At 62.9% G+C, this 21,413-nt stretch carries 21 protein-coding genes and 1 pseudogene; 11 read left to right on the top strand and 11 right to left on the bottom strand.

All coding sequences use genetic code 11. The annotated features are described in order from the left end of the window. Positions 1-142: 142 nt before the first annotated feature. From ACF8EA_RS16120 to dadA, 4 genes are all read right to left on the bottom strand, one after another. Positions 143-547 (bottom strand): cytochrome c5 family protein, encoded by a 405-nt coding sequence (locus ACF8EA_RS16120; RefSeq protein ID WP_033723760.1) that lies wholly within the window; start codon positions 545-547, stop codon positions 143-145. Between the two features lie 154 nt (positions 548-701). Then, positions 702-1,250 (bottom strand): cupin domain-containing protein, encoded by a 549-nt coding sequence (locus tag ACF8EA_RS16115; RefSeq protein WP_021785230.1) that lies wholly within the window; start codon positions 1,248-1,250, stop codon positions 702-704. Between the two features lie 107 nt (positions 1,251-1,357). After that, positions 1,358-2,431, bottom strand: coding sequence for an alanine racemase (gene alr, locus ACF8EA_RS16110; RefSeq protein ID WP_275966550.1), 1,074 nt, complete (start codon positions 2,429-2,431; stop codon positions 1,358-1,360). A 143-nt stretch (positions 2,432-2,574) separates the two neighbouring features. Beyond that, positions 2,575-3,879: a D-amino acid dehydrogenase gene (gene dadA, locus ACF8EA_RS16105; protein ID WP_010955780.1), complete on the bottom strand. Its 1,305-nt coding sequence runs from the start codon at positions 3,877-3,879 to the stop codon at positions 2,575-2,577. Positions 3,880-4,035: 156 nt separating this feature from the next. Here dadA and ACF8EA_RS16100 point away from each other — a divergent pair, with 156 nt between their 5' ends. Then, entirely contained in the window at positions 4,036-4,524 is a 489-nt protein-coding gene (locus tag ACF8EA_RS16100) for an Lrp/AsnC ligand binding domain-containing protein (RefSeq protein ID WP_003253520.1), read from the top strand. 2 nt (positions 4,525-4,526) lie between these two features. Here ACF8EA_RS16100 and ACF8EA_RS16095 read toward each other — a convergent pair whose 3' ends face one another. Continuing rightward, positions 4,527-4,880 (bottom strand): YkgJ family cysteine cluster protein, encoded by a 354-nt coding sequence (locus ACF8EA_RS16095; protein WP_392522591.1) that lies wholly within the window; start codon positions 4,878-4,880, stop codon positions 4,527-4,529. Positions 4,881-5,024: 144 nt separating this feature from the next. Between ACF8EA_RS16095 and ACF8EA_RS16090 the strand changes: the two genes are divergently transcribed. Further along, positions 5,025-6,317: an NAD(P)/FAD-dependent oxidoreductase gene (locus ACF8EA_RS16090; RefSeq protein ID WP_392522589.1), complete on the top strand. Its 1,293-nt coding sequence runs from the start codon at positions 5,025-5,027 to the stop codon at positions 6,315-6,317. Positions 6,318-6,515: 198 nt separating this feature from the next. Here the strand turns inward: ACF8EA_RS16090 and ACF8EA_RS16085 are convergent, their stop codons facing one another. Then, positions 6,516-6,746 (bottom strand): DUF1127 domain-containing protein, encoded by a 231-nt coding sequence (locus tag ACF8EA_RS16085; protein WP_021785233.1) that lies wholly within the window; start codon positions 6,744-6,746, stop codon positions 6,516-6,518. Positions 6,747-6,924: 178 nt separating this feature from the next. Here ACF8EA_RS16085 and ACF8EA_RS16080 point away from each other — a divergent pair, with 178 nt between their 5' ends. Together ACF8EA_RS16080 and ACF8EA_RS16075 are read left to right on the top strand one after the other, a co-directional pair. Continuing rightward, positions 6,925-8,355, top strand: a complete 1,431-nt coding sequence (locus ACF8EA_RS16080; RefSeq protein WP_162149606.1) for a PLP-dependent aminotransferase family protein — start codon at positions 6,925-6,927, stop codon at positions 8,353-8,355. Between the two features lie 61 nt (positions 8,356-8,416). Continuing rightward, on the top strand, positions 8,417-9,970 hold the full coding sequence (locus tag ACF8EA_RS16075) for a phospholipase D family protein (protein WP_021785235.1): 1,554 nt from the start codon (positions 8,417-8,419) through the stop codon (positions 9,968-9,970). Between the two features lie 37 nt (positions 9,971-10,007). Here ACF8EA_RS16075 and ACF8EA_RS16070 read toward each other — a convergent pair whose 3' ends face one another. Together ACF8EA_RS16070 and ACF8EA_RS16065 are read right to left on the bottom strand one after the other, a co-directional pair. Then, positions 10,008-11,147, bottom strand: coding sequence for an MFS transporter (locus ACF8EA_RS16070; protein ID WP_021785236.1), 1,140 nt, complete (start codon positions 11,145-11,147; stop codon positions 10,008-10,010). Positions 11,148-11,257: 110 nt separating this feature from the next. Next, positions 11,258-12,751, bottom strand: coding sequence for an aldehyde dehydrogenase (locus ACF8EA_RS16065; protein ID WP_021785237.1), 1,494 nt, complete (start codon positions 12,749-12,751; stop codon positions 11,258-11,260). A 196-nt stretch (positions 12,752-12,947) separates the two neighbouring features. Between ACF8EA_RS16065 and ACF8EA_RS16060 the strand changes: the two genes are divergently transcribed. Together ACF8EA_RS16060 and ACF8EA_RS16055 are read left to right on the top strand one after the other, a co-directional pair. Further along, positions 12,948-13,307: a cupin domain-containing protein gene (locus ACF8EA_RS16060; protein ID WP_021785238.1), complete on the top strand. Its 360-nt coding sequence runs from the start codon at positions 12,948-12,950 to the stop codon at positions 13,305-13,307. 95 nt (positions 13,308-13,402) lie between these two features. Further along, entirely contained in the window at positions 13,403-13,606 is a 204-nt protein-coding gene (locus tag ACF8EA_RS16055) for a hypothetical protein (RefSeq protein ID WP_021785239.1), read from the top strand. Between the two features lie 65 nt (positions 13,607-13,671). On the opposite strand, the gene rpmG is transcribed toward ACF8EA_RS16055, so the two are convergent. Both rpmG and rpmB read right to left on the bottom strand, forming a co-directional pair. Beyond that, the gene (gene rpmG, locus ACF8EA_RS16050; RefSeq protein ID WP_003253507.1) at positions 13,672-13,827 is read right to left on the bottom strand and encodes a 50S ribosomal protein L33; all 156 of its coding nucleotides are present in this window, start codon (positions 13,825-13,827) and stop codon (positions 13,672-13,674) included. Between the two features lie 11 nt (positions 13,828-13,838). Next, positions 13,839-14,075, bottom strand: coding sequence for a 50S ribosomal protein L28 (gene rpmB / locus ACF8EA_RS16045; protein ID WP_003253504.1), 237 nt, complete (start codon positions 14,073-14,075; stop codon positions 13,839-13,841). 361 nt (positions 14,076-14,436) lie between these two features. On the opposite strand from rpmB, the gene ACF8EA_RS16040 reads away from it, so the two are divergent. Continuing rightward, positions 14,437-16,026, top strand: a complete 1,590-nt coding sequence (locus ACF8EA_RS16040) for an ABC transporter substrate-binding protein (protein WP_021785240.1) — start codon at positions 14,437-14,439, stop codon at positions 16,024-16,026. Between the two features lie 318 nt (positions 16,027-16,344). On the opposite strand, the gene radC is transcribed toward ACF8EA_RS16040, so the two are convergent. Next, positions 16,345-17,025 carry a DNA repair protein RadC gene (gene radC / locus ACF8EA_RS16035; RefSeq protein WP_020190327.1) on the bottom strand — a complete coding sequence of 227 codons (681 nt, stop codon included), beginning with the start codon at positions 17,023-17,025 and terminating at the stop codon, positions 16,345-16,347. A 127-nt stretch (positions 17,026-17,152) separates the two neighbouring features. On the opposite strand from radC, the gene coaBC reads away from it, so the two are divergent. The 4 genes and pseudogenes from coaBC to argB all read left to right on the top strand — a co-directional run bounded on the left by coaBC (position 17,153) and on the right by argB (position 21,273). Continuing rightward, positions 17,153-18,364, top strand: a complete 1,212-nt coding sequence (gene coaBC, locus ACF8EA_RS16030; RefSeq protein WP_003253409.1) for a bifunctional phosphopantothenoylcysteine decarboxylase/phosphopantothenate--cysteine ligase CoaBC — start codon at positions 17,153-17,155, stop codon at positions 18,362-18,364. 5 nt (positions 18,365-18,369) lie between these two features. Next, complete coding sequence (gene dut / locus ACF8EA_RS16025; protein ID WP_021785242.1) at positions 18,370-18,825, top strand: dUTP diphosphatase; 456 nt, start codon at positions 18,370-18,372, stop codon at positions 18,823-18,825. A gap of 144 nt (positions 18,826-18,969) precedes the next feature. Further along, positions 18,970-20,337, top strand: a pseudogene (locus ACF8EA_RS16020) (phosphomannomutase/phosphoglucomutase); the annotation flags it as partial. Between the two features lie 30 nt (positions 20,338-20,367). After that, positions 20,368-21,273, top strand: coding sequence for an acetylglutamate kinase (argB, locus tag ACF8EA_RS16015; RefSeq protein ID WP_004575216.1), 906 nt, complete (start codon positions 20,368-20,370; stop codon positions 21,271-21,273). The last annotated feature ends 140 nt before the right edge of the window (positions 21,274-21,413 follow it).

The raw sequence follows: 21,413 nt of genomic DNA, 5'->3' as shown, positions 1-21,413 counted from the left end.
AGCCCGCTCCCACAGAATTAACACAACCTTCAGGTCCTGTGGAGTACCTTTGGGAGCGGGCTTGCCCGCGAAGAGGCCGGCCCAGACAACAAAAAAGCAAAGCCCGCCATCAACGGCGGGCCTCATGCAATTCAGCTGTAAATCACAGCCCGGACATTTTCTTGATCGCCCCTTTCAGGTCTTCATCCGAGCAGTCTGCACAGGTGCCCTTTGGCGGCATGGCGTTGATGCCGGTAATGGCCTTGGCCAGGATGCCGTCCAGGCCGCCCTGGTGGTCGGCGCGTTCTTTCCACGCGGCGGTGTCACCAATTTTAGGCGCGCCGAGCAACCCGCTGCCATGACAGGCATTGCAGTGCTTGGCGATGATTTCATCCGGCGTCTTGGCTCCCCCGCCACCCGCTGCAGCGGCCACTTCCATGCCTTTGCACTCTTGGCCCTGGACGCACACCTGGCCAACCGGCTCCAGGCGTTTGGCGATGTCGTCATTGGTCGCAGCGGTTGCGCTCATTGCCCAGAGGGCGAATACGGCTGCTGGTACGGCCAGCATCTTCTTGATTTGATTCACGCGAACACCCTCATGGTGGCTAATCACGCTCGCGGCCACGGATCGGCGAGCGTTGAAAAGTATAGCGGGAACCCAGAGGCCGTGAAACGACCCCACACAGGAAAGGGGTATTGCCGACTCAATGCACTGCGCTGGATCAAAAGTTTGAAGGCGTCGCCGCACTGATCAGCCGCGCCGGCTGGTCGAATGGGTTGCGAAAGCGGTGTGGCCGGGTGCTTTCGAAGTAGTAGCTGTCCCCCTCTTCGAGAACGAAAATCTCGTTGCCGACCACCAGTTCCAGGCGGCCTTCAAGCAGGATACCGGTCTCCTCGCCGTCGTGGGTAAGCATCTCGGCACCGGTGTCCGCGCCTGGCGGGTACACCTCGGTCAGAAAAGCGATGGCGCGGTTGGGGTGCGACTTGCCAACCAGCTTCATGGTTACCGCTCCATCCGAGATATCGATCAGCTCGTGGGCCTTGTAGACGATCTGAGTGGGGCTTTCGGGCTCCAGCTCGACCGAAAAGAACTCGACCATGGACATGGGGATGCCGCTCAGCACTTTGCGCAGCGAGCTGATAGAGGGGCTTACGCTGTTCTTCTCGATCATCGAGATGGTGCTGTTGGTCACGCCTGCACGCTTGGCGAGTTCGCGCTGGGACAGGCCCTTGAGCTTGCGGATGGCTTGCAGTCGTTCGCCGACGTCCAAAGCTGGAGCCTCCTGGAACAGTGGGAAGGGGGTGGATGTGAACGATATCATGGCAATGCCGTTCAGTATTTACAACACACCGCCCCCAACCTGTCCGCTTCAGCGTGTCATTCGCCGATGTAGTCCCGTGGTACCCGCTTCAGGTTGCAAAAGATCTGGTACGGAATGGTGCCCGCATGCGCGGCCACCTCACTGGCCAGCACCTGCTTGCCCCATAGTTCTACCGGGCTGCCGACAGCGGCTTCCGGTACGTCGGTGAGGTCGATGCTGAGCATGTCCATCGACACCCGGCCGATCAGCTGAGTGCGCTTGCCGGCGACCAGCACCGGAGTGCCGTTGGGCGCCTGGCGCGGGTAGCCATCGGCATAGCCCATGGCAACCACACCCACGCGGGTCGGCCGAGGGCTGACGAACTTGGCACCATAGCCCACCGGCTCGCCGGCAGGCAGCTCGCGCACGCTGATCACCCGCGATTGCAGGGTCATCACCGGTTGCAGGCGTGCGGCCTCGGCCTGCGCCACTTCGAACGGCGTGGCGCCGTACAGCATCAGGCCTGGGCGCACCCAGTCGCTGGGCGCTTGCGGCCAGCCCAGCACGCCGGGCGAGTTACGCAGGCTGCATTCGGCGGCCAGGCCCTGTCGGGCAGCTTCGAACACGGCGATCTGCTGGGAGGTGGCGTCAGCGTCCAGTTCGTCGGCGCGAGCGAAGTGGCTCATCAACACGATGCGCGAAACCTTGCCACTGGCCAACAGTCGCTGGTAGGCGTCGTGGTAGTCCTTGGGGTGCAGGCCAACGCGGTGCATGCCACTGTCCAGCTTCAGCCAGACGGTGAGCGGCTTGTGCAGCGGGGTTTTCTCGATGGCTTCCAGCTGCCACAGCGAGTGCACCACGCACCACAGGTCGTGCTCGGCGATCAGCGCCAGTTCGCTGGCTTCGAAAAAACCTTCCAGCAGCAGCACCGGGGCTTTGATACCGGCAGCGCGCAGCTCCAGCGCCTCTTCGATGCAGGCCACGGCAAAGCCGTCGGCTTCGGCCTCCAGGGCCAGGGCGCAGCGCACGGCGCCGTGGCCATAGGCGTCGGCCTTGATCACGGCGAGGGCTTTGGCACCCGTCAGTTCACGGGCCAGACGGTAGTTATGGCGCAGGGCCTGGAGGTCGATCAGGGCGCGGGCGGGACGCATGGCGGCTGCCTTATGGTGTTCGGGTTGAAATCGGTGGTGGATTCTTCGCGGGCTTGCCCGCTCCCACAAGTAGTGCACAGCGTTCAAAAGCTGTGGTGTTCCTGTGGGAGCGGGCAAGCCCGCGAATGGGCCGGCACAGGCTGTTACTGCTGGTGAGCCGGCGCGCTTTGCCCGTGCTTGGCCACTTCCCGGCTATTGCCATATCGGGAAATATCCAGGCCTTCGGCACTGATCTGCGGCTTCTTGCGCGCAATCAGGTCGGCCAGCAAGCGACCGGAACCGCACGCCATGGTCCAGCCCAAGGTACCGTGACCGGTGTTCAGGAACAGGTTGCGGAACGCCGTGGCACCCACGATCGGCGTACCGTCCGGGGTCGCCGGGCGCAAGCCGGTCCAGAAGCTGGCCTGGCTCAGGTCACCGCCGCGAGGATAAAGGTCGTTGACGATCATCTCCAGCGTTTCGCGCCGGCGCGGGTTCAGCGACAGGTCAAAACCGGCGATTTCAGCCATGCCCCCAACGCGGATGCGGTTGTCGAAACGGGTGATGGCAACCTTGTAGGTCTCGTCGAGAATGGTCGAAGTCGGGGCCATGTCGCTGTTGGTGATCGGCACGGTCAGCGAATAACCTTTCAGCGGGTACACCGGGGCCTTGATGCCCAGTGGCTTGAGCATCTGTGGCGAGTAGCTGCCCAGCGCCAGCACATAGCGGTCTGCCGTCTCCAGCTTGCCGTCGATCCATACGCCATTGATGCGGTCACCGGCGAAGTCCAGGCGCTGGATATCCTGGCCGAAGCGGAACTCCACGCCCAGCTTCAACGCCATGTCGGCGAGCTTGGTGGTAAACAGCTGGCAGTCGCCAGTCTGGTCGTTCGGCAGGCGCAGGGCGCCGGCCAGGATATCTTTCACGCCGGCCAGGGCGGGTTCGACGCGGGCAATGCCGTCGCGATCGAGCAGCTCGTAGGGCACACCGGACTGTTCGAGTACGGCAATATCCTTGGCCGCAGCATCGACCTGGGCCTGGGTGCGGAACAGCTGGGTGGTGCCCAGGCTGCGGTTTTCGTAGTTGATGCCGGTTTCGGCGCGCAGCTCGTCGAGGCAGTCACGGCTGTACTCGGACAGGCGCACCATACGCTCCTTGTTCACCGCGTAACGGCTGGCGGTGCAGTTGCGCAGCATCTGTGCCATCCACAGGTACTGATCGACGTCGCCCGTGAGCTTGATGGCCAAGGGGGCGTGACGCTCCAGCAGCCATTTGATGGCTTTGAGCGGTACACCTGGGGCAGCCCAGGGCGAGGCATAGCCGGGCGAGATCTGGCCGGCGTTGGCAAAGCTGGTTTCCATGGCCACCGCCGGCTGGCGGTCGACCACCGTGACTTCGAAACCTTGCCGGGCCAGGTAGTAGGCACTGGCGGTTCCGATTACACCGCTACCAAGTACCAGAACTCGCATCGTTTTATCCCTCACACGCGGCGCGCCGCACACTTTTATTGAAATGGCATGAATGAGCGCAGTATAGGAATTTGAGACCAGTGCAATTCACTATATAAAAGCCTATTATTGGCGAGAATTCTCGGCAAAAACGCCTTTCACGGAGGGGCATCCCCTATGAGAACCCAGCACCAGACCAAGCGTGAACTGGACAAGATCGACCGTAACATCCTGCGTATCCTGCAGAATGACGGGCGTATTTCCTTCACCGAACTGGGCGAGAAAGTTGGGCTGTCCACCACCCCTTGCACCGAGCGGGTTCGCCGCCTGGAGCGCGAGGGCATCATCATGGGCTACAACGCCCGCCTGAACCCGCAGCACCTCAAAGGCAGCCTGCTGGTGTTCGTGGAAATCAGCCTGGACTACAAGTCGGGCGACACCTTCGAGGAGTTCCGCCGCGCGGTCTTGAAGCTGCCCCACGTGCTGGAATGCCACCTGGTGTCGGGCGACTTCGACTACCTGGTAAAAGCGCGTATTTCGGAAATGGCTTCGTACCGCAAGCTGCTCGGGGACATCCTGCTGAAACTGCCGCACGTGCGCGAATCGAAGAGCTACATCGTGATGGAAGAGGTGAAGGAAAGCCTCTGCCTGCCGATCCCGGACTGAGGCTAGACCAGCACCTGGCGGGTGGTGGCAATGAATTGGTGGACCAACTGTTCAGCGGCAGGGTCGATCATCGTCTCAGGGCCACGACCACGCGGGCAGGCCATGCGCGGGGTGGTACCGAACAGCCGGCAGATCATCGGCCGCTCTTCATACACCGTGCAGCCGTTGGGGCCCAGGTGCACGCAGTCCAGGCGCTCCAGAGCAGCGTCCTGCTCCGCCTGGGACTTGCGCGGCAGGCGGGCCATTTCCTCCGCCGAGGTGGTGACCGGGCCGCAGCAGTCATGGCAGCCGGGCTCGCACTCGAATGAAGGGATGAGTTCGCGCAGGAAGTGGATCTTGTGGCGGTTACAGGACATGACGGGATACAAGCTGACAAAAGTGATTGGATTATAGGCTTATTCGCGGCTCCACCCGCGAACGAGGATGCAGCCCTCGCTGGTTGCCCGGCCGCGATGGCACAGCTTATCCTCGTCCCCCCTCCATTTTTCAGGGCCGCCCCGATGATCCACAGCGCGCAGCACGCCGCCTCCTATTACGCCGCCAGCAGCGCGCCACACCCCGACCACGCCTTCCTGCAAGGCGAACACAACGCCGACGTGTGCATCATCGGCGGCGGTTACTCGGGCCTGAACACCGCCATCGAGCTGGCCGAGCGTGGTTTCTCGGTCATCCTGCTGGAAGCGCGCAAACTTGGCTGGGGCGCCAGTGGGCGCAATGGCGGGCAACTGATCCGTGGGGTCGGCCATGGCCTGGAGCAGTTTCTCCCGGTCATCGGCGAGGAAGGCGTGCGCACCCTGAAGCTGATGGGCCTGGAGGCCGTACAGATCGTGCGCGAGCGGGTGGAAAAGCATGCCATCGCCTGCGACCTGGCCTGGGGCTACTGCGACCTGGCCAACAAACCCGTCGAGCTGCTGGGCTTTGCAGAAGACGCCGAGGAACTGCGCAGCCTGGGCTATGAGCATGAGCTGCGGCTGGTCGGCAAGGACGATATCCACAGCGTGGTCGGCGCCGATTGCTATGTGGGCGGGCTGATCGACATGGGCTCTGGGCACTTGCACCCGCTCAACCTGGCGCTGGGTGAAGCGGCCGTGGCCAGCCGTCTGGGCGTGAAGCTGTTCGAGCAGTCCGAGGTTACCCGCATAGACTATGGCCCTGAAGTGCAGGTACATACCGCACAAGGCCGAGTACGCGCCAAGACCCTGGTACTGTGCTGCAACGCCTACCACAACGACCTCAACCGCGAACTGGGCGGCAAGGTGCTGCCGGCCGGTAGCTACATCATTGCCACCGAGCCGCTGGGCGAAGAACGCGCACGCGCATTGCTGCCGCAGAACATGGCGGTGTGTGACCAGCGCGTGGCGCTGGACTACTACCGCCTGTCCGCCGACCACCGCCTGCTGTTTGGCGGTGCCTGCCACTATTCAGGCCGCGACCCGAAGGACATCGCCGCCTACATGCAGCCGAAGATGCTCAAGGTGTTCCCGCAGCTTGCCGACGTGCGCATCGACTACCAGTGGGGCGGCATGATCGGCATTGGTGCCAACCGCCTGCCACAGGTTGGCCGCCTGGCCAGCCAGCCGAACGTGTATTACGCCCAGGCCTACTCTGGCCATGGGCTCAACGCCACCCACCTGGCCGCGCGCCTGCTGGGTGAAGCCATCAGTGGCCAGGAAAGCGGGCGCTTCGACCTTTTCAACAAGGTGCCTCACATCACCTTCCCTGGCGGCAAGCACCTGCGCTCGCCACTGCTGGCATTGGGGATGCTGTGGCATCGTCTGAAAGAGCTGGCCTGAAAGTCCCCATCCTTGTGGCAGCAACTGTCTTGCTTAAAATCTAAAAGCTGACTAGCCCCCTGAGGGAGCGGGCGTGCCCGCGAACACGGGCGAAGCCCGTGCCATCCTCCGCGACGCCTGCTTCGCGGGCATGCCCGCACACAGGGTCGGTGCAAGTTTCAAGTCTGGGGCACAACAGGCCCTCCAGCGACCACCCTGTCAGTCCTTCCAGAAGGCTTTCCGCCCTTCGATCCGGGCCTGCTCCGAGCTCAGCCCGACATCGCGCAGCTCGTCATCGGTCAGCTGCAGCAACGCCCTGCGGGTATGCCAGCGATGCAGCATCAGCCCCCAACGCCCCAAACCCTCCGGCGCGTTGAACACCTTGGCCTGCTGCCCGGCTTCCAGCTCCTTGGCCAACAGTTGCAAGCGCACATCGCTCATGCCACCCATCACCGCATCCTCCCGTTCAGTTGTTACCGTGGAGAAAGCATGCGCGTCGGCACCATCAGCAATACAGATCCAATACAGCCTTATTATTCCCATACAGAATTGGCCGACGGCCGACTGAATGCTGTATTTTCGGGCCAACTGTACCGGTCGCTATGCCAATGCAGCGCAGGAGTATGCCGTGACCCTCTACCTGAATCTCGCCGAAATACTCGGCGCCCGCATCGAGCAGGGCCTCTATCGCCCCGGCCAGCGCCTGCCGTCTGTGCGCGCACTGAGTGAGGAGCACGGGGTCAGCCTGAGCACCGTGCAGCAGGCCTATCGCATGCTCGAAGACAGCGGCATGGTCTCGCCACGGCCCAAGTCCGGCTACTTTGTCAGCGACCACCGTCACCTGCCGGCCCTGCCTGCGGTCAGCCGCCCGGCCCAGCGCCCGGTGGACATCTCGCAGTGGGAACAGGTACTGGAACTGGTGCGCAGCACGCCGCGCCAGGATGTGGTGCAACTCGGCCGCGGCATGCCCGACATCGACAGCCCTACCCTGAAGCCGCTGCTGCGCAGCCTCGCCCAGTTGAGCCGGCGCCAGGACATGCCTGGCCTGTACTACGACAACATCCACGGCCACCTGGCCCTGCGCGAACAGGTGGCCCGGCTGATGCTCGACTCCGGCTGCCGACTGGGGCCGGCCGACCTGGTGATCACAACCGGCTGCCATGAGGCGCTGTCTTGCAGCATCCGCGCGGTCTGCGAGCCAGGCGACATCGTCGCGGTCGACTCGCCCAGCTTCCACGGCGCCATGCAAACCCTCAAGGGCTTGGGCATGAAAGCGCTGGAAATCCCCACCGACCCGGTCACCGGCATCAGCCTGGAAGCGCTTGAGCTGGCCCTGGAGCAGTGGCCGATCAAACTCATCCAGATCACCCCAAGCTGCAACAACCCGCTGGGCTACATCATGCCCGAGGCACGCAAGAAGGCCCTGCTGAGCCTGGCCCAACGCTATGACGTGGCGATACTGGAAGATGATGTGTACGGCGACCTGGCGTATACCTACCCCCGCCCACGCACCCTCAAATCGTTCGACGACGATGGCCGCGTGCTGCTCTGTAGTTCGTTCTCCAAAACCCTCGCACCCGGCCTGCGGATCGGCTGGGTGGCGCCCGGGCGCTATCTGGAACGAGTACTGCACATGAAGTACATCAGCACCGGGAGTACGGCCAGCCAGCCTCAGCTGGCCATCGCTGACTTCATCGCCGGAGGGTACTACCAGCCCCATGTGCGGCGCATGCGCAGCCAGTACCAGCGTGGCCGCGACCTGATGAGCGACTGGGTGACCCGCTATTTCCCGGCGGGCACCCGGGTCAGCCGGCCCCAGGGGGGCTTCATGCTGTGGGTGGAGCTACCCGAACATCTCGATACGCTTCGGCTGAACCGCGCTTTACTGGAACAGGGCGTGCAGGTTGCCGTGGGCAGCATCTTTTCGGCCTCGGGCAAGTTCCGCCACTGCCTGCGCATGAACTTCGCCGCCAGGCCAACGCCGCAAATCGAAGCCTCCGTACGCAAGGTAGGTGAAGCCGCCCTTCGTCTACTGGATGAAGAAAGCGCCGACGCGTAACTTTGCGCCGCCCGTCACGGTCAAACCCCTAAAGCCCTTGCTGCACAGGACGGTCCTACCCTTGAGACTCCAGCGAGCCTTGCCTCTGCTGCTGGTGCTGTTGCTCGGCCTTGCCGGCTGCACAAGCATCAGTGCGCCCCGCGAAACCAGTCAGGCGCTGCCTGCCAACGACTCGGCCTTTGGCCGCTCGGTATTGCGCCAGGCCGCGCCCTATGGCGGCCGCTCGGGCTTCCGCCTGCTGCCCAACAGCAACGAGGCATTTCGCGCCCGCGCCGAACTGATCCGCAACGCCCAGGCGAGTATCGACCTGCAGTACTACATCGTCCACGACGGCCTCAGTACTCGCGCCCTTGTGCATGAACTGCTGCGCGCCGCCGACCGTGGCGTGCGCGTGCGCATCCTGCTCGACGACACCACCAGCGACGGCCTGGACACCATCATGGGCACCCTCGATGCCCACCCGAACATCCAGATCCGCGTGTTCAACCCGCTGCATCTGGGGCGCAGTACCGGCGTTACGCGCGCCCTGGGCCGGCTGTTCAACTTGTCGCGCCAGCACCGGCGCATGCACAACAAGCTGTTCCTGGTGGACAACAGCATGGCCATCGTCGGCGGGCGCAACCTTGGCGACGAGTATTTCGATGCCGAGCCCAACCTCAACTTCACCGACATCGACCTGCTGGGCGTGGGCCCGGTGGCCGAGCAGCTGGGGCACAGCTTCGACCAGTACTGGAACAGTGCCCTCAGCCGGCCGATCACCGACTTCCTCTGGCAGGCCCCGGATGCCAACGACCTGCGTGCCAGCCGCCATCGCCTGGAAGTATCGTTGGCCGAAGCCAGAACCCAGCGCAAGGCCCTGTACGACCGCTTGATGGCCTACCAGTCGCAGCCGCGCCTGGCCGTGTGGCGCAACGAGCTGATCTGGGCTCACGCCCAGGCGCTATGGGATGCACCCAGCAAGGTGTTGGCCGAAGACGAACCGGACCCGCAATTACTGCTGAGCCAGCAACTGGCACCGGACCTGGCTAACGTGCACCATGAGTTGGTCCTGGCATCGGCCTACTTTGTGCCGCGCGAACCGGGGCTGCTTTACCTGACCGGCCGCGCCGACGCTGGCGTTTCGGTGAAGCTGCTGACCAACTCGCTGGAAGCCACCGACGTGCCGGCGGTGCATGGCGGCTATGCACCCTATCGTCGTGCCTTGCTTGAGCACGGGGTGCAACTTTACGAGCTTCGCCGCCAGCCAGGCGACCCCAGCGCAGGGCGATTGAGTTTCCGTGGCAGCTCGGATTCGAGCCTGCACACCAAGGCGATCGTGCTCGATCGGCGCAAGACCTTCATCGGCTCATTCAACTTCGACCCGCGCTCAGTGTTGTGGAACACCGAGGTTGGGGTACTGGTGGACAGCCCGGAGCTGGCCGAATACACCCGCGAGCTGGCCCAGCAGGGTATGGCGCCCGCGCTGAGCTATCAGGTGAAACTGATAGGTAACAAACTGGTGTGGGCGACCGAGGACAATGGCCAACGGCACATGCTGACGTCTGAGCCGGGTGGGATCTGGCGGCGGCTCAATGCCTGGATCAGCAAGGCGGTTGGCTTGGAGAAGATGCTGTAGCTGAGATTGCCGAGGGGCCTTGGAGCCCCAAAAACCATCAGGCAGAAACCGGCTCAAAGGCTCCGCGCCGTCGGGTCAATACCACCAACCCCGCAGCCCCGGCCGCCATCAGGAACAGCAACGCATGCCCGCTGATCCACTGGCTCCCCGCACCCGCCAACAACGGCCCGAGCAAACAGCCAATACCCCACAGCTGTGCTACGTGGGCATTGGCCCGCACCAGCTCATCATCGCGGTAGCGCTCACCGATCAGCACCAGCGACAAGGTGAACAAGCCGCCGGCACTGGCGCCGAACAACACCCACAGTGGCCAGATAACCGGTGTGTGCAACAGCAGCGGGATCGCCAGGCTGGACACCAGCAGCGTCACCGCACAGCCAGTGAACAGGGTGCGTCGCGACATATGGTCGGCCAGCGCGCCGATGGGCAACTGCAGCACCGCATCACCCACCACCACGGTACTTACCATGAACAAGGCGATTTCGGTGGTGAAGCCCTGCTGCAGGCAGTACACCGGCAGCAAAGTGAGGATCATCGCCTCGAACGAGGCGAACAGGGCAATGGCCCAGGCAATTACCGGCAAGCGTCGGCAGAAGCCGAACAGGTCGCCAAAGGTGACACTGCAGGCCTCTGTGCTCGGTGCTCCACCACGCCCCAGCAGAACCAGCGGCGCGGCCAGCAGCAGGCCGGTCGCTGCCCAGAAGCCGAAGTCGTCATCAGAGCCGAGGAAGCCCAGCACCAACGGCCCGGCCAGTTGGCTCAGGGCGTAGCTGCTGCCATACAGCGCCACCAACCGGCCACGCCACTGTTCGACCACCAGTTGGTTGATCCAGCTTTCGCCGAGGATGAACACCACGGTCAGGGACATGCCAATCATCAGCCGCAGCAGCAGCCACAACGGGTAACTCGGCAGCAGCGCGAGCAGGCCAATCGACAGTGCCCCACCCCATAGGCACAGGCGCATCGCCGAAGGCACGCCAACCCAGCCTGCCAGGCGGCTGGCCAGGCTGGCCCCTGCCAGCACACCCAACGCCGGCATTGCCGCCATCACGCCGATAGCGAAGCTGCCGTAGCCCCAGGCCTCCAGGCGCAGGGACACCAGCGGCATGCTCACGCCGAGCGCCAGCCCGACACTGAGCACCGATGCCAGTACGGCGAAGTAGGTACCCCAACGCATTGCAGCCTCCCAGCCAATGTTTCTAGAGGCCCATTCGCGGGCAAGCCCGCTCCCGCAACGGTCGCGAAGACCTGCCGGAGCGGGCTTGCCCGCGAAAAGGACCTACTGGATTACAGCTTGATCCAGGTCGCCTTCAGCTCAGTGTATTTCTCCAGCGCGTGCAGCGACTTGTCACGGCCGTTACCCGACTGTTTGAAACCACCGAACGGCGCGGTCATGTCGCCACCATCGTACTGGTTGACCCAGACGCTGCCAGCACGCACGGCACGGGCGGTCTTGTGGGCTTTGGAAATATCCGAAGTCCAGATACCCGCCGCCAGGCCATACGGCGTGTCGTTGGCAATGGCGACGGCCTCTTCGGCGGTGTCGAAGGCAATCACCGACAGCACCGGGCCGAAGATTTCTTCCTGAGCAATGCGCATGGCGTTGGTCACGCCGTCGAAGATGGTCGGCTCAACGTAGGTGCCGCCGGTCTCTTCCAGGGTGCGCTTGCCGCCGGCCAGCAGCTTGGCACCATCCTTGTGGCCAGCCTCGATGTAAGACAGCACGGTGTTCATCTGCTGAGTATCGACCAGAGCACCGACAGTGGTCTGTGGATCCAGCGGGTTGCCTGGTTTCCAGCCTTTCAGGGCTTCTACCACCATCGGCAGGAACTTGTCCTTGATCGAACGCTCGACCAGCAGGCGGGAGCCTGCGGTGCACACTTCGCCCTGGTTGAAGGCGATGGCGCTGGCAGCAGCCTCGGCGGCAGCCTGCAGGTCCGGGGCGTCGGCAAAGACGATGTTCGGGCTCTTGCCGCCGGCTTCCAGCCAGATGCGCTTCATGTTCGACTCGCCCGCATAAACCATCAGCTGCTTGGCGATCTTGGTCGAACCGGTGAACACCAGGGTATCGACGTCCATGTGCAGGGCCAGCGCCTTGCCCACGGTGTGGCCGTAGCCTGGCAGCACGTTCAGCACGCCAGCCGGGATGCCAGCTTCGATCGCCAGCTGGGCGATGCGGATGGCGGTCAGCGGCGATTTTTCGGACGGCTTGAGCACGACCGAGTTACCGGTGGCCAGCGCCGGGCCGAGCTTCCAGCAGGCCATCAGCAGCGGGAAGTTCCACGGTACGATGGCACCGACCACACCCACTGCTTCGCGGGTAACCAGGCCAAGCTGGTCGTGCGGGGTCGGGGCGACTTCGTCGTAGACCTTGTCGATGGCTTCGGCTGTCCAGTGGATGGCATTGGCCGCCCCCGGGATATCGATACTGGAGGAGTCACCGATCGGCTTGCCCATATCCAGCGTTTCCAGCAGTGCCAGCTCTTCGACGTTCTTGCGCAGCAGGTCGGCAAAGCGGATCAGCTTGGCCTTGCGCTTGGCGGGGGCCAGCTGCGACCACACACCGGAGTTGAAGGTGGCACGGGCATTTTCCACAGCGCGGTTGGCATCGGCCAGGTCGCAGCTGGCAACCTTGGCCAGGAAGCGTCCGTCGACCGGGCTCAGGCACTCGAAGGTTTCACCGGATGCGGCATCGGTGTATTCGCCGTTGATGAAGGCACGGCCTTCGATCTTCAGTTGCTGGGCACGTTGTTCCCAGTCCGCACGGGTCAGGGTGGTCATACGAAACTCCTCCTCTTGTTTAGGTGCAACGCCGCACTGAGGACTCACAGGCGTTGTCAGAATTCTGGCCGTGCGCCGAGCGCACACTGGCAAGCGATACCCTAAACCAGCCGGTGTAAACTATCAATATATTTGACACGGGAGGCTCAAAAGCCTACTGATGTTCATTTTATTAAACAACAACAGGAGCCGAACCATGAGTATTGACAGCATCATCGACTTCGCGCAGGTCATCACCGAAGCCGAACGCTACCGCCCGGCAGCAGAGAAAATTCTCAAGGGCGAGCCGGACCAGGCGGTCTACAACCATTATTCCAGCCCGTGCGGGCAGTTTGCCGCCGGCGTATGGGAAGGTGAGGTGGGCCAATGGGTGGTGAATTACACCGAGCACGAATACTGCGAGATCATCCATGGTGTTTCGGTGCTGCGCGACCAGGACGGCGGGTCGAAGACCTTGCGTGCCGGCGATCGGTTTGTCATCCCCGCCGGCTTCAAGGGCACCTGGGAAGTGCTGGAGCCGTGCCGCAAGATCTATGTGATGTTCGAGCAGAAGTAACCGCAGAAGTATCTATGTAGCGCAGGCAGTCCGCAGGCATGCGTGAGGATGGCCCTGCCCATGTCGGGCCATCCAACTTCATCAGGAAGAACACCATGACCAACGAAGAAGTGCTTCGAACCCTTGCCCACCTGGTCGGCACCCCTTACGCGCCAGCGCTCAAAGACACCATCCGCACCCTCACCGGCCGCCCCCGGGTAGTTGGCCCCAACGAGATGTCCACCCGCGAGTACGACGTCGAGCGCATCCAGATCAGGGCCGGCGCCGACCTACTGATCCAGGGCTTCGACTTCAACTGACCCCGCAGCAGACATAAAAAAACCCGCCTCCTTTCGGATGCGGGTTTTTTCAGGTTGCCGATCAATTACTTGATCTTGGCTTCCTTGTACACCACGTGCTTGCGAACAACCGGATCATATTTCTTGATCTCGATTTTGTCCGGGGTGGTGCGCTTGTTCTTGTCGGTGGTGTAGAAGTGGCCGGTACCGGCACTCGAAACCAGACGGATCAATTCACGCATGATGCTCTCCCTTAAACCTTGGCGCCAGCTTTACGGATGTCAACCAGAACGGCGTCGATGCCGCGCTTGTCGATGATACGCATGCCTTTGGCGGAAACGCGCAGACGCACGAAACGCTTCTCGGATTCAACCCAGAAACGGTGGTGCTGCAGGTTCGGCAGGAAACGACGACGGGTTTTGTTGTTTGCGTGGGAAATGTTGTTCCCGGTTACTGGACCCTTACCAGTAACTTGACAGACTCTCGACATGACTCAGCCCTCTAAAACCACATGCCCAACCCGGCATGGGTTGGCCGCTTAATCTCTCAGTCTTTGGCGCCAGGGCGCCGTGATTCTGGAGGTCTTATCGACCGGATCCGCTTATGCGACAGGCCGAGCCCCTAGAAAAGAGCGCTGCTTTATACCAGAAAGACTTGGCTGCAACAACAGTAGATGCACATTGCCGCACTCCAGAACGCGCCGGGCCAGCATAGCGGCAGGCCCCGCCAGTCGTCGACCGCTCGTCGCAAGATTTGCAAAAAAGGGTGTGGTCATTTGCCGGCGGGCGCACTAGGGTAGGCTTTTTCCAGACTGCACTGGCAGATGGGCCACTGACAGCCAAGGAGCCACCATGCGTGCCGCCGCACTTTCCTTATTGTTCACCTCCCTGTTCGCCGCCGGCGTTGCCCAGGCCGCTCCGCTGAGTGTTTGCAGCGAGGCCAGCCCCGAAGGCTTCGACGTGGTGCAGTACAATTCGCTCACCACCACCAACGCCACCGCCGACGTGCTGATGAACCGCCTGGTGGAGTTCGACGCGGCGCAAGGCAAGGTGGTGCCCAGCCTGGCGACCAGCTGGACGGTGTCGGACGACGGCCTGGTGTATGACTTCACCCTGCGCGATGACGTGAAGTTTCACAGCACCGCCTATTTCAAGCCAAGCCGCAAGCTGAATGCCGACGATGTGCTGTTCAGCTTCCAGCGCATGCTCTACCCGGCCCATGCCTGGCACAAGACTGCGCCGGGCGGCTACCCGCACGCCCAGTCGCTGCAGCTGGGCAGCCTGATCAAGGCGATCGATGCACCGGCGCCGAACACCGTGCGCTTCACCCTCAGCCACCCGGACGCCACCTTCCTGGCCACCCTGAGCATGGGCTTCGCCTCGATCTACTCCGCCGAATACGCCGACAAACTGCTGAAGGCCGGCACGCCGGAGAAGCTGAACAGCCAACCGATCGGTACCGGGCCGTTCGTGTTCCAGCGTTTCCAGAAAGACGCCGTGGTGCGCTACCGCGCCAACCCGGACTACTTCGCCGGCAAGCCGGCGGTCGACCCGCTGATCTTCGCCATCACCACCGATGCCAACGTTCGCCTGCAGAAGCTCAAGCGTGGCGAGTGCCAGGTTGCCTTGTCGCCCAAGCCGCTGGACATTGCCGAAGCGGGCAAGGACGGTAATCTCAAGGTGGCCACTACACCGGCATTCATGACTGCCTTCGTCGCCATCAACAGCCAGCACCCACCCCTGAACAAGCCGGAAGTGCGCCAGGCCATCAACCTGGCCTTCGACAAGCAGGCCTACCTCAAGGCCGTGTTCGAAGACTCTGCAGTGGCGGCCAACGGCCCCTATCCGCCCAACACCTGGAGCTACGCCAAGGACCTGCCTGGCTACCCGCTGGACCTGAAGAAAGCCAAAGCCTTGCTGGCCAAGGCCGGGCTGGCCGAAGGCTTCAGTACCACCATCTGGACCCGGCCCTCGGGTAGCCTGCTCAACCCCAACCCCAGCCTTGGCGCGCAGATGCTGCAAGCCGACCTGGCGAAGATTGGTATCAAGGCAGAAATCCGCGTGATCGAATGGGGCGAGCTTATCCGCCGCGCCAAGGCCGGCGAGCATGACTTGCTGTTCATGGGCTGGGCAGGTGACAACGGCGATCCGGACAACTTCCTCAGCCCGCAGTTTTCCTGTGCGGCGGTCGAGTCAGGGACCAACTTCGCACGCTTCTGCGACAGCCGCCTCGACCAACTGATCAGCGCCGGGCGCACCACCAACGACCAGAGCGTGCGCAGCCGGCTGTACCAGCAGGCGCAGACACTGATCCAGCAGCAGGCGCTGTGGGTGCCACTGGCGCACCCGACGGCGGCGACCTTGCTGCGCCAAGGCGTCGAGGGGTACCAGGTGAGCCCGTTCGGGCGGCTGGATTTCAGCAAGGTGACAGTGAGCAAGTAAGTTCTGGGGTGCCCGCCTTGAGGTTTGTGGTGCCTGGGAGATCGAGCGCCGCCCGCGCGGCGCATCGCGAGCGAAGCTCGCTCCTACATCTGTTTCGGGCCAGTTATTCCTGGTAGAGAGACGCGCGGCGCCTTGGTGTCCACCTCGATATCGTGCCGGACAAACAAGGCGGTCGCGCACGCTGGCGCAGGCGTTACTGGCCCGAAACAGATGTAGGAGCGAGCTTCGCTCGCGATGCGCCGCGCGGGCGGCGCTCGATCTCCCAGGCACCACAAACCTCAAGACAGGCGCCTGCTACCCCTGACCCCATTGACCTGCCTACGCCACAATCCACCCATGCTCGACCATCGACAACGGCTCCCCATCACCAATGATGATGTGATCCAGCACCCGCACATCGATCAACGCCAGCCCCCGCTTCAACGACAGGGTCAAATGCACATCGTCCTGACTCGGTTCACTGATCCCTGAAGGATGGTTGTGGCACAGGATCAATGCCGCAGCGTTGTGCACCAACGCCCGCCGCACCACCTCTCGCGGATAGACACTCGCCCGATCTATCGTGCCCCTGAACAGGATCTCAAATGCCAGTGGCCGGTGCTTGGTATCGAGAAACAGACACCCGAACACCTCGCTGGCCTCATGCCTGAGCATGGCTTTCAAGTAGCGTCGCACCGCTGCCGGGCTGTCCATGGCAGACTCCCGCTCAATCGACGTCGCAAGGTGCCTGCGGCCGATCTCAAGCAGTGCCTGCAGTTGGCTGTACCTCACCGGGCCCAACCCAAGCTCACCGACGAAGGCCTCGCGGTCGGCCTCCAGCAACCGGCGCAAGCTGCCAAACTTCACCAACAAGCCTCGCGAAAGCTCCACGACATTACGCCCACGTACGCCTGAGCCGAGAAAAACGGCCAGCAGCTCCGTATCTGTCAGGCTCCCTGCCCCTCGCTGCAACAACTTCTCCCTGGGCCGTTCTTCCGCCGGCCACTCCCTGATATTCATCCCGCCTCTCTGCCTTTGCTGCGGCCCTTTTCGGCCGTGTGTTAATCTATTTCGCCTCGTACATGCGACGTTCCGCCGCAGGCATTTCAAACGTCGTCGCCCGCTCTCACTGGAAAAAGGCAAGCCTATGCAGCGGCTGTATCGCAAGCGCATCGTTCTCGGCGTGGGTGGCGGCATTGCCGCCTACAAAAGCGCCGAGCTGATTCGCCGTCTCCTGGAGCACGGCGCGCAGGTGCGCGTCGTCATGACCCGCGGTGGTGCCGAATTCATCACCCCGCTGACCCTGCAGGCGCTGTCGGGCCACCCGGTGCACATGGACCTGCTCGACCCGGCCGCCGAAGCAGCCATGGGCCATATCGAACTGGCCAAGTGGGCAGACCTGGTGCTGATCGCCCCTGCCACCGCCGACCTCATGGCACGCATGGCTCAGGGCATGGCAGACGACCTGCTGACCACGCTGGTGCTGGCCACTGACGCTACCGTCGCCGTGGCGCCGGCGATGAACCAGGCCATGTGGCGTGACCCGGCCACCCAGGCCAACCTCGAGCTGCTCAAGAGCCGTGGCATTCAGGTGTTCGGCCCGGCATCCGGCAGCCAGGCCTGTGGTGACGTCGGCCTGGGGCGCATGCTCGAAGCCACAGACCTGGCCTGGTGCGCCGCAGAAAGCTTCAAGCGCCAGGCACTGACCGGCAAGCACGTGCTGATCACCGCCGGGCCGACCCAGGAAAACATCGACCCGGTGCGCTACATCACCAATCATAGCTCCGGCAAGATGGGCTTCGCCCTGGCCGAAGCGGCCGCCGAAGCAGGGGCTCGGGTGACCCTCGTCACGGGTCCGGTGCACTTGCCAACCCCTGACCGGGTCAGCCGCATCGACGTCGTCAGCGCGCGGGACATGCTCGCGGCCTGTGAAGCGGCCATGCCGTGCGACCTGTTCATTGCCTCGGCAGCGGTTGCGGACTACCGCCCCGAAGTGGTTGCCACACAAAAACTGAAGAAAGATCCTACGACCGGCGACGGCATGCTGCTGCAGATGGTGCGCAATCCCGATATCCTTGCCACCATTGCTGGCCGCGCCGACCGCCCATTCAGCGTCGGCTTTGCCGCCGAAACCGAGCACCTGCTCGATTACGCCACGCGCAAGCTCAAGGACAAGAACCTCGACCTGATCGTCGCCAATGATGTGGCCAACCCCAGCATCGGCTTCAACAGCGAAGAAAACGCCTTGACCGTGATCGACCGCCAGCAGCACCAGACTCTCTTCGCGCAGACCAGCAAGGGCAAGATCGCCCGGCAACTGGTCGCCTTCATCGCCGAACGGCTCAACCAGGTTCAATAAGTTACATGCACGCTCTTCAAGCCAAGATCCTCGACCCACGCCTGGGCAGCGAATTCCCGCTACCCGCGTACGCCACCCCCGGCTCCGCCGGCCTCGACCTGCGCGCCCTGCTCAAGGAAGACACCATCCTCGAACCGGGCCAGACCATCCTGATTCCTACCGGCCTGTCGATCTACATCGGCGACCCGGGCCTGGCGGCAGTCATCCTGCCGCGCTCAGGCCTGGGCCATAAGCACGGCATCGTGCTGGGCAACCTGGTCGGCCTGATCGATTCGGACTACCAGGGCGAGCTGATGGTGTCGTGCTGGAACCGCGGCAACACGCCGTTCACCATCGCGGTTGGCGAGCGCATCGCCCAGCTGGTGCTGGTACCGGTGGTACAGGCTCACTTCGACATCGTCGAAGCGTTCGACGAAAGCCAGCGTGGCGCTGGCGGCTTCGGTCACTCCGGTAGCCACTGAGCCGGCAAATGACCGTTCAGGCCAAGGATGGCGAACTCTCTGGCGAAACCACCGTCCAAGCGTTCAGTTTGCGCCAGCCCAGAAAGCCTTTGACTAATGGAGTTTCCAGAGATGAACGACATGGCCCACCTGGTCCCCGCCGCATTGCCCGACAGCATTTTCCGCGCTTATGACATACGCGGCGTGGTCGGCAAGACCCTTCACGCCGAAACCGCCTACTGGATCGGCCGCGCCATCGGCGCACAAAGCCTGGCCCAGGGCGAACCGCAGGTTTCGGTAGGGCGCGATGGCCGCCTGTCAGGCCCGATGCTGGTGGAACAGCTGATCAAAGGCCTGGTCGATGCGGGCTGCCATGTCAGCGACGTCGGCCTGGTGCCCACCCCGGCGCTGTACTACGCCGCCAACGTGCTGGCCGGCAAGTCTGGTGTGATGCTGACCGGCAGCCATAACCCGTCGGACTACAACGGTTTCAAGATCGTCATCGCCGGTGACACCCTGGCCAACGAACAGATCCAGGCCCTGCTGACCCGCCTGAAAACCAACGACCTGACGCTGGCCCAGGGCCGCGTGGAAAAGGTCGAGATCCTCGACCGCTACTTCCAGCAGATCGTCGGCGATGTGAAGCTGGCGAAAAAGCTCAAGGTGGTGGTGGACTGCGGCAACGGCGCCGCCGGTGTGATTGCACCGCAACTGATCGAAGCCCTGGGCTGCGAAGTGATCCCGCTGTTCTGCGAGGTCGACGGCAACTTCCCCAACCACCACCCGGACCCGGGCAAGCCGGAAAACCTCGAGGACCTGATCGCCAAGGTCAAGGAAACCGGTGCCGATATCGGCCTGGCCTTCGACGGTGACGGCGACCGAGTCGGCGTGGTGACCAACACCGGCAGCATCGTCTACCCCGACCGCCTGCTGATGCTGTTTGCCCAGGATGTGCTGTCGCGCAACCCGGGCGCCGAGATCATCTTCGACGTCAAATGCACCCGCCGCCTGACCCCGCTGATCGAACAGCACGGTGGCCGCGCCTTGATGTGGAAAACCGGCCATTCGCTGATCAAGAAAAAGATGAAGCAGACCGGTTCGCTGCTGGCAGGCGAGATGAGCGGTCACATCTTCATCAAGGAACGCTGGTACGGTTTTGACGACGGCATCTACAGCGCCGCGCGCCTGCTGGAGATCCTCAGCAAGACCGAGCAGAGCGCCGAAAACCTGTTTGCCGCCTTCCCGAACGATATTTCTACGCCGGAAATCAATATTGATGTGACCGACGAGGGTAAATTCAGCATCATTGATGCACTGCAACGCGATGCCGACTGGGGCGAAGCCAACCTGACCACCATCGACGGTGTGCGGGTCGACTACGCCCACGGCTGGGGCCTGGTTCGTGCATCCAACACCACGCCGGTGCTGGTGCTGCGTTTCGAGGCCGACAGCGACGCCGAGTTACAACGTATCAAGGATGTTTTCCGCACCCAGTTGCTGCGGGTAGAGCCTGAGCTGCAACTGCCGTTCTGACCGACTATCTGTTCCTTACAGGAGCCCTGCATGACCCTCGATCGCGATGCCGCTTCCCATGTAGCCGAGGTTTTGTCCGAAGCACTGCCTTACATTCGCCGCTTTGTCGGCAAGACCCTGGTGATCAAGTACGGCGGCAACGCGATGGAGAGCGAGGAGCTGAAAACAGGCTTCGCCCGTGACATCGTGCTGATGAAGGCTGTGGGCATCAACCCGGTGGTGGTCCACGGCGGTGGCCCGCAGATCGGCGACCTGCTCAAGCGCTTGTCGATCGAGAGCCACTTCATCGACGGCATGCGCGTCACCGACTCGGCGACCATGGACGTGGTGGAGATGGTGCTGGGTGGCCAGGTCAACAAGGACATCGTCAACCTGATCAACCGCCACGGCGGCAGCGCCATCGGCCTGACCGGCAAGGACGCGGAGCTGATTCGCGCCCGCAAGCTGACTGTCAGCCGCCAGACGCCTGAGATGACCACTCCGGAAATCATCGACATCGGTCACGTCGGTGAAGTGGTGAGCGTGAACACTGACCTGTTGAACATGCTGGTGAAGGGCGACTTCATCCCGGTCATCGCGCCAATCGGCGTGGGTGCCAACGGTGAGTCGTACAACATCAACGCCGACCTGGTGGCGGGCAAGGTAGCCGAGGCGCTGAAAGCCGAGAAGCTGATGCTGCTGACCAACATCGCCGGCCTGATGGACAAGCAGGGCCAGGTACTGACCGGCCTGACCACCGAGCAGGTCAACGAACTGATCGCCGACGGCACCATCTACGGCGGTATGCTGCCGAAGATCAAGTGCGCACTGGATGCGGTGCAGGGCGGCGTGAACAGCTCGCACATCATCGATGGCCGCGTGCCGAACGCGGTGCTGCTGGAAATCTTCACCGACAGCGGCGTGGGTACCCTCATTACCAACCGCAAGCCACGCTGAGTGATTGGCTAGCCTGCACCGGCCTCTTCGCGGGTAAACCCGCTCCCACAGGGGATAGCACCGCCTTTGAGGGCTGTGGAGATCCGGTGGGAGCGGGTTCACCCGCGAAAGGGCCGGAACAGGTGACACAAAAAAGGCGA

This window comes from Pseudomonas sp. YQ_5, assembly GCF_043103305.1.
GTDB classification, from domain to species: Bacteria; Pseudomonadota; Gammaproteobacteria; order Pseudomonadales; family Pseudomonadaceae; genus Aquipseudomonas; species Aquipseudomonas putida_Y.
Note: the sequence above shows the minus strand (reverse complement) of the source record. Positions and strands in the feature narration are given on the sequence as shown.

What these genes read in the sequence shown, in the direction of transcription:
- argB (WP_004575216.1), top strand. Translation starts at nt 20,368, where the DNA reads ATGACCCTCGATCGCGATGCCGCTTCCCATGTAGCCGAGGTTTTGTCC.
- ACF8EA_RS16090 (WP_392522589.1), top strand. Translation starts at nt 5,025, where the DNA reads ATGATCCACAGCGCGCAGCACGCCGCCTCCTATTACGCCGCCAGCAGC.
- ACF8EA_RS16040 (WP_021785240.1), top strand. Translation starts at nt 14,437, where the DNA reads ATGCGTGCCGCCGCACTTTCCTTATTGTTCACCTCCCTGTTCGCCGCC.
- ACF8EA_RS16100 (WP_003253520.1), top strand. Translation starts at nt 4,036, where the DNA reads ATGAGAACCCAGCACCAGACCAAGCGTGAACTGGACAAGATCGACCGT.
- ACF8EA_RS16065 (WP_021785237.1), bottom strand. Translation starts at nt 12,751, where the DNA reads ATGACCACCCTGACCCGTGCGGACTGGGAACAACGTGCCCAGCAACTG.
- radC (WP_020190327.1), bottom strand. Translation starts at nt 17,025, where the DNA reads ATGAATATCAGGGAGTGGCCGGCGGAAGAACGGCCCAGGGAGAAGTTG.
- dadA (WP_010955780.1), bottom strand. Translation starts at nt 3,879, where the DNA reads ATGCGAGTTCTGGTACTTGGTAGCGGTGTAATCGGAACCGCCAGTGCC.
- rpmG (WP_003253507.1), bottom strand. Translation starts at nt 13,827, where the DNA reads ATGCGTGAATTGATCCGTCTGGTTTCGAGTGCCGGTACCGGCCACTTC.
- ACF8EA_RS16055 (WP_021785239.1), top strand. Translation starts at nt 13,403, where the DNA reads ATGACCAACGAAGAAGTGCTTCGAACCCTTGCCCACCTGGTCGGCACC.
- ACF8EA_RS16070 (WP_021785236.1), bottom strand. Translation starts at nt 11,147, where the DNA reads ATGCGTTGGGGTACCTACTTCGCCGTACTGGCATCGGTGCTCAGTGTC.
- coaBC (WP_003253409.1), top strand. Translation starts at nt 17,153, where the DNA reads ATGCAGCGGCTGTATCGCAAGCGCATCGTTCTCGGCGTGGGTGGCGGC.
- alr (WP_275966550.1), bottom strand. Translation starts at nt 2,431, where the DNA reads ATGCGTCCCGCCCGCGCCCTGATCGACCTCCAGGCCCTGCGCCATAAC.
- rpmB (WP_003253504.1), bottom strand. Translation starts at nt 14,075, where the DNA reads ATGTCGAGAGTCTGTCAAGTTACTGGTAAGGGTCCAGTAACCGGGAAC.
- ACF8EA_RS16060 (WP_021785238.1), top strand. Translation starts at nt 12,948, where the DNA reads ATGAGTATTGACAGCATCATCGACTTCGCGCAGGTCATCACCGAAGCC.
- ACF8EA_RS16120 (WP_033723760.1), bottom strand. Translation starts at nt 547, where the DNA reads ATGCTGGCCGTACCAGCAGCCGTATTCGCCCTCTGGGCAATGAGCGCA.
- dut (WP_021785242.1), top strand. Translation starts at nt 18,370, where the DNA reads ATGCACGCTCTTCAAGCCAAGATCCTCGACCCACGCCTGGGCAGCGAA.
- ACF8EA_RS16085 (WP_021785233.1), bottom strand. Translation starts at nt 6,746, where the DNA reads ATGGGTGGCATGAGCGATGTGCGCTTGCAACTGTTGGCCAAGGAGCTG.
- ACF8EA_RS16095 (WP_392522591.1), bottom strand. Translation starts at nt 4,880, where the DNA reads ATGTCCTGTAACCGCCACAAGATCCACTTCCTGCGCGAACTCATCCCT.